The sequence below is a fragment of the Collinsella aerofaciens genome, from assembly GCF_020709435.1.
Classification (GTDB): Bacteria; Actinomycetota; Coriobacteriia; order Coriobacteriales; family Coriobacteriaceae; genus Collinsella; species Collinsella aerofaciens_AU.
Map to the genome: position 1 here is coordinate 23723 of NZ_JAJFDP010000019.1, position 12406 is coordinate 36128.

Below are 12406 nucleotides of genomic sequence, written 5' to 3' on the forward strand. Positions count from 1 at the left end.
AACGGCGGAACGATCTAGTCATGGTAGTAATCCAATTTTTTCTCGGCGGCGCCCAGCAGCATCTCGACAACGAAATTAAAGACCCAGTAAATCAGCGCCGCAATCGCAAACGGCACCATGCTCACCTGCGAGGCGACCAGCGCCTTGGCCGTCGAGAACATCTCACCCACGCCAATGGCAAACGCCAGCGACGTGTCCTTGACCAGCGTGATGATCTCGTTGCCCATCGCCGGCAGAATACGCTTGGCGACCTGCGGCATCACGATATACAGAAACGTCTGCACGCGCGAATAGCCCAGCACCTCGGCAGCCTCGTATTGACCGCGCGGAATGGACTGCAAGCCCGAGCGATAGATCTCGGCAAAGTAACCGGCGTAGTTGATGATGAACGCCACGACGCACGCCGTCCACTTGGAATCGGGCGTGAGCGAAATGCCAAACACGTAATACGGGGCAAAGTAGATGGCAAACATCTGCAGCATGAGCGGCGTGCCGCGCATGACCGAGATATAGATGCGCGCAATCCAGCGAAGCGGCGCGATTTTGCTCATGCGCATAAACGCCACGGGAATTCCCAGCGGAATCGACCCGAGCAGCGTCAACACAAACAGCTGCAAACTGACCAAGAACCCCTGGCCAAGCATCTGCATCATGACCTGAATAGACATTACTTGAGCACCCAATTATCGAAAGACAAACCATAGCTTGAATATTTATCGCAGAGGTCCTTGACCGTGCCGTCCTCGTAGAGCGCCTTGAGCGACTCGGCTACAGCATCGGCCGACTTGGTGTCGCCCTTCTTAAAGCCAACGGCGTAGTGCTCGCTGGACAGCGGCTCATCAAGCTGCGTATAGGCATCGGGCTTGGCGGCAAGCTGATACTGGGCAATCGAAAGATCGCACGCCACGGCATCGACCGCGCCGCTCTCGAGCTGCATAAAGGCCGTGTTGTACTCGCCGATCGTGTCGAGCGTGGCAAACGTCGCTGCCAGATCCTTCTGGTCACCCTCAAGCACGTCCTGCGCAGCGGAATCAGTCTGGGTAATCACAGTCTTGCCGGCAAGATCGTCCCAGCCCTTGATGCCCGCATCCTTCTTGACCACCAGCACCTGCTCGTTGAGCATGTACGGCTCGGAGAACGTGTAGTCGTCCTCACGGCCCTCCATGGTAAAGCCGTTCCAGATGCAGTTGATGGCGCCCGAGTTAAGCAGCGTATCCTTGGCGTCCCAGTCGATGGCCTCGTATTTGACCTCCCAGCCCTGCTTATCGGCAACAGCCTTGGCCAGATCGAGATCAAAGCCGGTGTACTCGCCATCGTCGCCCACAAAGCCGTACGGAGGATAGGACTTATCAAAGCCCACCACGAGCTTCTTGGACTCCGCAGCGCCCTTCACATCCTTGGCTGCAGCAGAACCGGCAGCGGAACCCTTACCGGCACCACCACCGCAGCCTACCAGGCCAAGACCTAGAACCGTAGCGAGCGAACCGGCTAGACCAACAAACTGACGACGAGACATATCGGTATTCATGGTATTCCCCCTTGGTGGCACTTTAGTTAGGTAAAGTGAGTCATGTAACGTTCAGAATCATACACTTTACCTTGATAGAGTACAAGGGAGGGCTTGCCCGGCGTGGGCGGGGAGCGGCGCGTAATTAAGTTTCCTGCTCTACAGTCCTGCGCAAGACGGAAAGCACATTAAGTGCTTTCCTTTGCGTGCGGAACTCGCGATAAACTTAATTACGCGCCGCTCCCCGCCCACGCCGGGCAAACATCGTTGGACTTATCGCTGACACGATTAAACCGCTTGTATATCGCCTGCTGGCTTGGCACGGTACAATACTTGCAGCTTTAATTCATGAATTAGTGGAGTTATTGATGGCAGAATCTCGTGCGGATCGTAGAGCTCGTCGTGCTTTGGTGGAGGCGGCTGAGGGGTCGAAGAAGGAGAAATCTTCTACGAAATCCAAGTCTTCTAAAGCTGCAAAAAGCAAATCGACCAAGAGCAGAGCTAAGACCAAGCGTTCTGACTCTCGTCGAGGCGGGGATAAAGCGCCTCAGACTCGTTCCAAGCGCTCGCATAAAGATCGGGTTTCGTCTGCGCGTAAGGCCGTGGACCCCAAGTCTCCCTGTTCGATCATGAAATCTTGCGGTGGGTGCACGGCGCTCAATCGTCCTTATAAAAAGCAGTTGGCGGCTAAGCAGGCTGCTATGGAGGAGCTGTTTGCCGAGCTTTGTGAGCGCGAGAGCATTGCTGTCGATCCTATTCGCGGTATGGGCGTCACCCTTGGCGACCCGGGTAAATATCCTGCGCCGCGTGGCTTTCGTCATAAGGCTGCCACTCCCTTTGCTCCCGGTAAGGAGGGCGCTGTCCGTTGCGGTTTCTTTGAGCGCGGCACGCACAAGATCGTTGCCGTACCCGAATGCCCCGTCGAGGCGTCGGGCGCTCGTCAGATTCTCAACGGCATCGCACGCGAAGCTGAGCGGTTGCATATTCCCGCCTTTAACGAGGACAAGCATCTTGGTTTGCTTCGCTATGCCGTCATCCGCTGCGGTTGGCGTACCGACCAGGTCATGGTTACGCTCGTGACCGCCCAGCGTGACTTACCGCATGCGCAGGAATTCTTTGAGGCCGTCGCCGCACTCGATCCGCGCATCGTCACCGTCGCCCAAAACATCAACGGACGCCCCGGCAACGCCATCCTCGGCGAGGAAACCCGCATCGTGTATGGCGCCAAGTGCATGCGCGACCAGCTACTCGGCTGCGAGTTCGATATCTCCCCCACCGCGTTCTACCAGACCAACCCGCAACAGACCGAGCTGCTCTATCAGCTCGCTATCGACGGCATGGATTTGCACCAGGGCGATGTGCTCATGGATGCCTACTGTGGCAGCGGTACCATCGGTCTTTGCGCAGTTAAAGATGCCCAGAAAAAGGGCATCGGCATTATGCTGCTCGGCGTGGAGCGCAACCCGGCGGGCATTGCCGACGCACGTCGCAATGCCGAGCTCAACGGCCTCACCCGCAGCGCCTGGTTTATGGCCGACGACGCCACCGATTGCATCCTGGATGCCGCCGATAACAACGAGCGGGTCGATGTCCTTTCCATCGATCCGCCGCGCGCCGGCTCTACCCCCGAGTTCCTCGAAGCTGCCTGCGCGCTTAAGCCGCGCCGCATCACCTATATCAGCTGCAACCCCGTAACTCAAGAGCGCGACCTGCATCAGCTCCTCGACGGAGGCTATTGCCTGCTCAAGATCACGCCCGTCGACATGTTCCCTCACACCGACCACACCGAAACCGTAGCGGTCCTCGAACGCCGCTAACCGACCTCAGTAGATTTTTGGGACAAGAAAGGGGGCGACCCGCCTGGGCCGCCCCCTTCGCTTGGTTTATAAACTCCGCTACATCCCATTGCGCAGATCGCACACGCCGGCTGCCGCCATCTCGCGCAGCAGCGTCTCGCGGTCGCGCGTCACGATCAAATCTAGCGGGAAGTGAATCTCGTCGAGCATCTTGCGCGCGTGATCGAGCTTGCCAATGGCCATGCCAATGTGGGCATCGGTTGACACGCCAATGCCCACGCCCAGCTCGGCGCAGCGCTCGGCGATCTTGCGGCATACGGCCCAATGCTCAGTGTCGACACCGTGTTCAAGACTATGGTTGTTGATCTCGATAATCTTGTGCTTGGCCTTAGCTGCCAACAGCACCTCGTCGATATCGAACGGCACGCCCGAACGCCCCGTGTGACCCAGCATGAACACCTTGGGGTGCTCCAGGGCATTGATATACATCTCGGTCGTCTGGGCCAGCGTCGCGCCTTCAGCAATCTGCGGATTATGCACGCTCGCAACCAAATAATCCAAATTTCGCGTAACCAAATCGAACAGCGAATGCTGACGGCTGTACGAATCACCGGCAATATCGAGCGTGACAGGAGTGTCCTCGCCAAACAGGCTTCCGTCCAGCGAAACGATATCGGCCTCGGCACCACGCAGCACCAGCACGCCGCTCCAAATGCGCGGCCAGATATCCTGGTTGATAAAGAATTGGTAACTGCGCAGGTCATTGGGGCAAGCCGTAACCATAGAGCTCAGATGGTCGGCAGATCCGAGCACCTGCAGGCCACGCTCTGCCGCCCAGTACACATTCTCCTCAATGGTCGAATATGCATGCGCAGAGAATATCGTATGGGTATGAATGTCACAAGAAAGCAGGTAGGGCATCAGGTCTCCTTATCTGGCACGGCCGTCGCTTATATTCATTGTACGCATAGCCTTCGATAGTCGTAAAACCACTCCATCCCAAAGACACAACGTCCATGACAACGGGGTCTGGCTTAACACCAAGCCCCGTTTCACGTAAAACATTGTAGGCAGAGCGCTTTACTTTTAACGATACTCGTCCGCCAACTGTTTCCAAGCGGGTAGCGAATTGATAATCGTTTCGTAACTCACGCAATAGCCCAGGCGGAACCAACCCGGCATACCAAAGCTGTCCGAGGGAACCGCAAGCAACTCATACTTCTTTGCACGCTCGCAAAACGCATTCGCATCGGGTTCCAGCGCCTTCACCCACAGGTAGAATGCACCATCCGGCTCAACATAGGTGTAGCCGTACTCCGCTAGTGCGTCGGTAAGCGCGGTGCGGTTGCGCGCATAGGCCTCGACATCGCTCGGCTCATCGATGCAATCGATGATTACGCGCTGGAAGAGTGCCGGTGCGCATACAAAACCTAGCGTACGGGCAGCACCCGCAACAGCCGGCATCAGACGGGCAGCCTGCGGATTGGTGTTGGGAACCAAGATCCACCCCACGCGCTCGCCCGGCAGCGACAGCGACTTGGAATACGAGTAGCACACGATGGTGTGCTCGTAGATCGAGGGCACCCAAGGCACCTCGGCACCGTACACAATCTCGCGGTACGGCTCATCCGAGATGAGCATAATCGGATTCTCGGGATCGCACTGAGCGTTGGCCTCGCGCAGAACATTGGCCAGTCGCGTCAGCGTGTCGCATGTATATACGGCACCGGTCGGATTGTTGGGAGAGTCAATGATGACGGCCGCCGTCTTATCGCTGATCGCCTTGAGCACGTTGTCCACGCTCAGCTGGAACGTATCTTCATCGGCGAGCGCCTCAACACACGTACAGCCGGCCTTCTCAATCCAAACGCGATACTCCGGAAAGTACGGGGCGATAACAATAACCTCGTCGCCCGGGTTCGTAACGGCGTTGAGCGTGCAGGTGAGCGAAGCCGCGGCACCCACCGTCATAAATACGTCTTTGCCCTCATAGCTCGTGCCAAAGCGGCGGTTGAGCGATTCGGCCACAGCGGCACGACATTGCGGCAGGCCCGGTGCGGGCGTGTAGCCGTGCAGCTGGTCGCTCGGCAGCTCCAGGGCCTTCTTAATCGACTCAGCCACAGCAGCGGGTGCCGGAACGCTCGGATTGCCCAGCGAAAAATCGAATACGTTTTCCGCACCGATCTGCGCCTTGCGCTCAAGGCCATAGCTAAAAATCTCACGGATGATGGAGCTTTCCGCACCGCGAGCATACATAGTTTCGTTGATCATCTGTTCCCCTTTCGCATAGGCGCTATTGTACGCTTTAGCCGAGCAAAGTGCCGCAGCAATGTTGATTGGGGACAGACTTAAATGCGTGAAAACGCTCATTTAAGTCTGTCCCCAATCAACAGATGGCCCAATATCGCTCAAAAAAAGCCTCCGCAGGTTTCCCCGCGGAGGCTTTCGCCACAAAGACTATTTGTCGGCGTCGGTGTCGGCATCGACGACGGCATGGCCATCGTCAGCATCATCGGATGCCACTTCGGCATCCTCCTGCATGGCCGCCTGCGCAAAGGCCGCGGCATCAGCCGCCAGCTCCTCCTCGCTCATGCGAGGCGCGCGCTTCTTGGTCGGCATGCCGGCCGCCTTGGCATTGCGCTCCTCCTTGGCCGCCAGGATATCGCCCTCGCGCTCAAGGTAGGCATCCCACTCGTTATCGAGCAGGGCGTTCACGGCGTCGCCTTCGACGGTCTCGCGCTCAAGCAGCACCTTCGCCATCAGATCGAGCTGATCGCGACGGGCATCCAGAATCTCGACCGCGCGGCGATGGGCCTCGCGCATGATGCGCTGAACCTCGATATCGATGCGGCGCGCCGTCTCCTCGGAGTAATCCTGGTGATCGGCGTAATCGCGACCGAGGAACACCTGATGCTGCGCCTCGCCAAACACTTGCGTGCCCAGCTCTTCGCTCATGCCCAGACGCGTAACCATCTCGCGTGCCATCTTGGTCGCGCGCTCCAGGTCGTTGCTCGCGCCCGACGTGATGTCGTCGCACATGAGCTCCTCGGCAACGCGGCCGCCCAAAAACACGGCGAGCTCGTCAAGCATCTCGTTCTTGGTCTTGAGGAAGTGATCCTCCTGCGGAAGCTGCAGCGTGTAGCCCAGAGCCTGACCGCGACTGACAATCGAAATCTTGTGGACCGGATCTGAGTGCTCCAGGATGTGACCCACCAGAGCATGGCCGCTCTCATGGTAGGCAATCGTGGTGCGCTCGGCTTCGGTCATCACACGACCCTTGCGTTGCGGTCCGGCAATCACGCGCTCCATCGACTCCTCGACCTCGTCCATCGAGATCACGGAACGATGGCGGCGAGCGGCCAGCAGCGCAGACTCGTTGAGCAGGTTCGCCAAATCGGCACCGGTAAAGCCAACGGTCATCTGGGCGAGCTTCTCAAACTTAACGTCCTCGTCCATCGGCTTGTTCTCGGCATGCACGCGCAAGATCTGCTCGCGGCCCTTTACGTCCGGACGGTCGACCGTGACCTGGCGGTCAAAACGACCGGGGCGCAGCAATGCCGGGTCCAGAATATCGGGACGGTTGGTTGCGGCGATCAGGATGACCGACTCGCTTTCCTCAAAACCGTCCATCTCGACCAGCAGCTGGTTGAGCGTCTGCTCGCGCTCGTCGTGGCCGCCGCCCAGACCGGCTCCGCGCTGACGTCCCACGGCATCGATCTCATCAATAAAGATGATCGACGGAGCCTGGGACTTGGCCTCCTTAAAAAGGTCGCGCACGCGGCTGGCGCCGACGCCCACGAACATCTCGACAAAGTCAGAACCCGAGATGCTAAAGAACGGCACGCCCGCCTCGCCGGCAACGGCCTTGGCCAGCAGCGTCTTACCGGTACCCGGAGGGCCCACCAGCAAAACGCCGCGCGGAATCTTGGCACCCAGTTTGCGATAGCGGTCCGGATCGCTCAGGAAGTCGCGGATCTCCTCGAGCTCCTCGACGGCCTCGTCCACGCCGCCAACGTCCTCGAACTTGACCTTGGGACGCGTAGCCTCGTTGGTCTTGGCGTTGGTCTTGCCAAACTGCATGTTCCTGTTGTTGGCGCCCATCATCTGGCGCATAAAGTAGAACATGATGGCGATAAGGGCGATCGTCGGAAGCACACTCATCGCCAAGTCGCCCCAAAAATCGGGATCGTTGGTGTTGACGATGTACTTGGTATCGGGGTGCTCCGCCATGAGCTCGGCAAGCGAATCGGAGCCGACATAGGTCGAGGAGAAGCTCTTGAGCTCGCTCGTATCGCCCTTGTCCTTCTTCGTCTTCCAGTAATGACCCGTCACGCTTCCATCTTGAACCGTATAGGTCAGATCTTCGACGCGATCCTGCTTGATGGCGCTCACCATCTCGCTCGTCGCGAGCTTAACGGTATTGCTGGAATTGGCAAAGCCGGAGCCCATGTTAAAGAAGGCGTAGCCCAGAAGCGCGCAAGCCAAAATAAAATACAGCCAGCCCGTACGCGTGGGCTTCTTGCCTCCGGACATCCCCGGGATCTTAGGCTCCCGGGGAGTCTGGGAATTGTTATCGTTATGGTCGTCGGGCATCTTACGAATAAACCTCCGGTTTCAAAATGCCCAGATACGGAAGGTTGCGATAGCGCTCGGCATAGTCGAGGCCGTAGCCCACCACAAAGGCATCGGGGCAATGGGTTCCAACATACTTGGGCGTGATGGCCGAGACGCGGTCCTCAACGTCCTTCCACAGGAAGGCGGCGACCTCCAGAGAAGCGGGCTTGCGGCTCTCGAGGTTCTTCATCAGATACTTGAGCGTCAGGCCCGAGTCCAGAATGTCCTCGACGATCAGCACGTCGCGACCGCGGATGTCGATATCCAGGTCCTTAATGATACGCACGATACCCGAGGACTTCACACCGTCGCCGTAGCTCGAAACAGCCATGAAATCGATGTTGGTCGGCAGCTCGATCTTACGCATCAGGTCGCCCATAAAGACCACGGCGCCGCGCAGGACCGCAATCAGCACCAGATCCTTACCCGCGTAGTCGCGCGTAATCTCCTCGCCCAGGCGAGAGACGATACCGTCGATATCCTCCTGCGTAAACAGAACCTTCTCGATATCCGGATGTTGAGAAGCCATGACAACCCTTTCTTGTGCTTATCGCCCACACACCGCCGTATGGACGCGAACTACACATTCTAGCAGCGCACGGGGTAAATTTACCAGCCCGTGCGCCATCAGCGCGGGAATACCGTCAACGTCGCACAGAATAGCAGGCGTGGGACGCTATTCCGCATCGACCACGCGGAGCAGATATGCCACGCGCGTTGCGGCCGTGCACTTAAAACGCTCGTCCGCGCGAACTCCGGCGACCCACACCACGGCACCCCCCGGCGCCGTCCTCACCATGGGCACGCCGGCGCGCTCGGAAACGGGAATGCGAGCCTCACCTAGCAAATCGGATACTTTCTTGCTTCGGCCACTCATCCCTAACGGGCACATCACGTCTCCCGGCGCGGGACCGTCCACCCACAGGCGCGCCAATCGCGCCTCGGCAGGGATCTCGCCACGCGAGCCCGCCAGGATCCGCTCACTATCGCTGTCGGCAAAACCCAGGGCAGCCGCGTCTACCAAAGCTGTCACTTCCCCGGCAGCCGCAAGCTCACGGGCGCGGCGCACGATATCGCATCCCGGCTCAACAGCCATCGGTTCTGTGACCAGCATACGTCCCCCGCCCAACGGCAAACGACCGGGTACGGTAACCCAGCCCGCGACCAGGCCCTCGCGAGCCGCCGGCGCCTTAAACGCCAGCATGCCAAACTCAATGCGTGCGTCAATCCCCGCCGGAAGCGTGACCGAGCCGGTGCCCTCGGCAACGCAGGAAAGGACTCGCTCCACATGTCGCATCTCGGGACGAGCGTCCGGATCGATGCGCTTAATCGCCAGTCGCACGATGCGCCGCGCGATTACCACCTCGGCCGCAGCCAGGCGCCTGGCATCGAGCACCAGCGCACCCGCTGCCTCTTTGCGCAAACAGCTTCGAAACGCCTGTGCCGAAAGCTGAGACAAAAACGCGTCCTCATCGCCTAAGATCTCGCAGGCGGCGCCAATCGTCTTGCAGACGCTCGCGTTGCGCTGCACCACCACTGGCATTACTCGATGGCGCACGTAGTTTCGCAGATACGAGATATCCTCATTGCTCTCGTCTTCACGCCACGGCTGACCATGTACCTGTAGATAGCCCACGAGCTCGCCATGAGTTAGGTCGAGCAAGGGACGTACCACGATATTCCTCCGGCGAGGAATGCTCGATAGGCCAGCGGGGCCCGAACCCTTAATCGCGTTCATCAAAAACGTTTCCGCGCGATCCGAAGACGTGTGCGCGGTGCAGATACGAGCCGCCGTTCGCGGTGCCCCCGTCTGGGCGCAGAGCTCGCGAACATACCTCCGCGCCGCGGCATAGCGCACTTCGCGGGCCGCGGCCTCAATATTGCCCGACTCCCCATCAAAATAAGCGTGCTCCACGCACAGCGGTAAACCATATTTCGCGCAGAGCTCACGCACAAAGGCCTCGTCGCCATCGGACGCCTTGCCGCGCAGATGATGGTTTACATGCAGCACATGCAGGCGCTCGCGAGCAATGGGGGCAACACCGCGCCCGTCTTGGATATCCAGCTTTGATGTGCACGCCATAAGAAGCAGTGCCGTCGAGTCCGCGCCGCCTGATACCATGAGCACGACAGGAGCAGCCTGCTGCCTCGTTCGGGTCTCATCGACTGCCCCGGGCACGGCATGGTGTCCGTAATGCTGTGATACCGTAGGCATTTGCTTCCTCCTCTATTCGTCCGCACCCATTGTATCCTTTGGAATCTTATGTCTCGTCTGCACCTTCATATCCTTGGCAGCGGCTCAAAAGGCAACTGCGCGCTCATCGAAGGCCCCCGGGGGCTCATCATGATTGACGACGGTCTTTCTCGCCGCGAGACATTAAAGCGCATGGCAGAACTGGGACTCTCGGCAGACAACGTCTCGGCTCTTCTCATTACTCATGAGCATAGCGATCACATCAAGGGTCTCGATGTCTGGTGCAAGCACTGGCACGGTCCCCTCTTTGCCAGTAGGGGCACACTTTCGAGCAAAGAAAATCTTTCGCATCTGCCTGTCGAGGAATTCGACCCCGGTGACACCCTATCCATTGCCGGCATCCACGCGCAAACCTACTCAACATCACACGATGTCATCAATCCAGTCGGCTATCGATTCGACGCCCTCGATGATTCCATCGGCTTTGCCACCGACACCGGAGAGCTATCGAGCCAGGCCATGAACACCCTCAAAGATTGTCGAGTCCTCGCGCTCGAAAGCAACCACGATGTGGCCATGCTGCGCGAGGGAGAATATCCCCGCTTTCTTCAGGAGCGTATCCTGTCTGCAAGGGGACACCTCTCCAACGACCAAGCCGCCGAAGCCGCGCGCGAACTTGTTACCGATCGCACCGAACAGCTCATTGCCATGCATATCAGCCAAGATAACAATCGTCCGAGCCTTACCGTCAAAAGCTATGCCAAAGCTCTAGCCGCAACCCTGGATGACGAGGTCGGCAGCTCCGCCACCCTTCTCCAAGGATCGCGAAAACTCTCGATACGCCCCGCAAGTCAGTATCGGCCAGCAACCATTCAATAGACTGTCCTAAACAGCAAAAGGGGCCGGGAATCGCTTCCCAGCCCCTTTTGTTGTCATTTAATAGCGAAGAACACCAACGAAGTTAGTCGATGGAGATCTTCGTAACGTTCTTCTTCTCGACGATCTTGGGAACCGTAACGGTAAGGATGCCGTCAGCGTACTTAGCCGAGAGACCCTCGCTCGAAGCGTCCTTAAGATACACGCCACGCGTCGCGCTGTACGAGCTGAACTCCTTCTGCAGGAAGTTCTTGCCCTCGTTCTCCTCGTCTTCCTCGACATTCACGCTAATGGACAGACGGCCCTCGTTAAGCTCGACATCAATATCGTCCTTGGCGACGCCGGTCAGATAAGCCTTTACCTCATAGCCATCGCCCTTATCCTCAACGTCAACGGGGAACGCCTTAGAGGCAATCGAGCTGTTCGCTAGGTCGCTCATATCATCAAACAAATCGAACAGCGAGCTTGCAGAGGGACGAACGCCAAAAACCGAACGATAAGGAACCATGCTTGCCATGTTTACCACTCCTTTATAGGACTGCCGAGTCATCTTCTAGGTGACTGGGACTTCTTTTGACGCTCTTATATATGCCCACCCGATGCTCATATATACATCGACTATAAAGTTTTTTAAGTCCGTTACTATAAGCATATCTAAGTGCGTAGCACTAAGGTTTTAGGAAGGTTAAGGTTCTTTGAACCAGAGCTTAAATAACGAGTATGTCCACAGCTACAAATAACAAGGGGCTTACAATGAGCGCGTACACGTTGTTGGTAACGAGCTAAAGGGCATCATGGACGACCAAAACCAGAACAATATGTTTATGCCGACGCAGGGGGAGGATACTTCCACGCAGCCGCCACGGTTCCATCGCCCCCACATCTCGCAAGAGCCCATTAATGATGCAGAGCCCGAGTATGTGACGAGAAATCGATATCAAACGCTCGAGGATGCCCAGACGGGACGTAAGCACATGGGCGTCGCATCGAGCGATCCCGTATATCTGAAAGATGCACCGTTATCAAAAAACAGCGCGATTATTGACGACCCGACGAAAACGCCCATAACTCGGCAGCAAAGAGGTCCACGACCCAAGCAGACCTTAACGCATTCGGCTCGTTATCTCGAGACGCCAAAACAAGGGAAAACGATCTTCGTCTCATCAAGTAAACGACGTAAGCAGCATCGACTCCAATTCCTACTTTTGATCATCGTGATCATAGTAGTTGCCCTTGTGATTCGATTTATCGTCTTTAAATAAAAGCTCATTACCCATAAGCCCAATCGGGTTACAGGTGAAATGCAACTACATTGTGAAGTGTTAACGCAAAAAAGGGGGAGGCCGCGAGGCCTCCCCCTTCTAAGTCCAAGCGTACGGCTCGGTGCCGTCCACCGGTCAGCGGCGCCCTGGCCTCCCA

General features: G+C 57.7%; 11 protein-coding genes. 3 read left to right on the plus strand and 8 right to left on the minus strand.

Translation table 11 applies throughout. The annotated features are described in order from the left end of the window. Nucleotides 1-14: 14 nt before the first annotated feature. Both LK493_RS08980 and LK493_RS08985 read right to left on the minus strand, forming a co-directional pair. Nucleotides 15-668, minus strand: coding sequence for an amino acid ABC transporter permease (locus LK493_RS08980; protein WP_006235606.1), 654 nt, complete (start codon nt 666-668; stop codon nt 15-17). Continuing rightward, nucleotides 668-1528, minus strand: a complete 861-nt coding sequence (locus LK493_RS08985; RefSeq protein ID WP_006235605.1) for a transporter substrate-binding domain-containing protein — start codon at nt 1526-1528, stop codon at nt 668-670. The genes LK493_RS08980 and LK493_RS08985 overlap by 1 nt, the downstream gene beginning before the upstream one ends. A gap of 581 nt (nt 1529-2109) precedes the next feature. Between LK493_RS08985 and rlmD the strand changes: the two genes are divergently transcribed. Then, entirely contained in the window at nt 2110-3324 is a 1215-nt protein-coding gene (gene rlmD / locus LK493_RS08990) for a 23S rRNA (uracil(1939)-C(5))-methyltransferase RlmD (RefSeq protein WP_321573283.1), read from the plus strand. Between the two features lie 78 nt (nt 3325-3402). Here rlmD and LK493_RS08995 read toward each other — a convergent pair whose 3' ends face one another. The 5 genes from LK493_RS08995 to tilS all read right to left on the minus strand — a co-directional run bounded on the left by LK493_RS08995 (nt 3403) and on the right by tilS (nt 10132). Then, nucleotides 3403-4224: a phosphatase gene (locus tag LK493_RS08995; protein WP_195234978.1), complete on the minus strand. Its 822-nt coding sequence runs from the start codon at nt 4222-4224 to the stop codon at nt 3403-3405. A 165-nt stretch (nt 4225-4389) separates the two neighbouring features. Further along, nucleotides 4390-5574 (minus strand): pyridoxal phosphate-dependent aminotransferase, encoded by a 1185-nt coding sequence (locus LK493_RS09000; protein WP_227790794.1) that lies wholly within the window; start codon nt 5572-5574, stop codon nt 4390-4392. Nucleotides 5575-5760: 186 nt separating this feature from the next. Continuing rightward, nucleotides 5761-7836 carry an ATP-dependent zinc metalloprotease FtsH gene (ftsH, locus tag LK493_RS09005; protein WP_265333347.1) on the minus strand — a complete coding sequence of 692 codons (2076 nt, stop codon included), beginning with the start codon at nt 7834-7836 and terminating at the stop codon, nt 5761-5763. 61 nt (nt 7837-7897) lie between these two features. Beyond that, a complete protein-coding gene (hpt, locus tag LK493_RS09010; RefSeq protein ID WP_022093938.1) occupies nt 7898-8446 on the minus strand; it encodes a hypoxanthine phosphoribosyltransferase in 549 nt (182 codons plus the stop codon). 147 nt (nt 8447-8593) lie between these two features. Further along, nucleotides 8594-10132 carry a tRNA lysidine(34) synthetase TilS gene (tilS, locus tag LK493_RS09015; protein ID WP_196025545.1) on the minus strand — a complete coding sequence of 513 codons (1539 nt, stop codon included), beginning with the start codon at nt 10130-10132 and terminating at the stop codon, nt 8594-8596. A gap of 48 nt (nt 10133-10180) precedes the next feature. On the opposite strand from tilS, the gene LK493_RS09020 reads away from it, so the two are divergent. Continuing rightward, nucleotides 10181-10990: an MBL fold metallo-hydrolase gene (locus LK493_RS09020; protein WP_227790795.1), complete on the plus strand. Its 810-nt coding sequence runs from the start codon at nt 10181-10183 to the stop codon at nt 10988-10990. A gap of 82 nt (nt 10991-11072) precedes the next feature. Here the strand turns inward: LK493_RS09020 and LK493_RS09025 are convergent, their stop codons facing one another. Further along, nucleotides 11073-11504: an Hsp20/alpha crystallin family protein gene (locus tag LK493_RS09025; RefSeq protein ID WP_035138719.1), complete on the minus strand. Its 432-nt coding sequence runs from the start codon at nt 11502-11504 to the stop codon at nt 11073-11075. Between the two features lie 277 nt (nt 11505-11781). On the opposite strand from LK493_RS09025, the gene LK493_RS09030 reads away from it, so the two are divergent. Next, a complete protein-coding gene (locus LK493_RS09030) occupies nt 11782-12249 on the plus strand; it encodes a hypothetical protein (RefSeq protein WP_227790796.1) in 468 nt (155 codons plus the stop codon). Nucleotides 12250-12406: the final 157 nt, after the last annotated feature.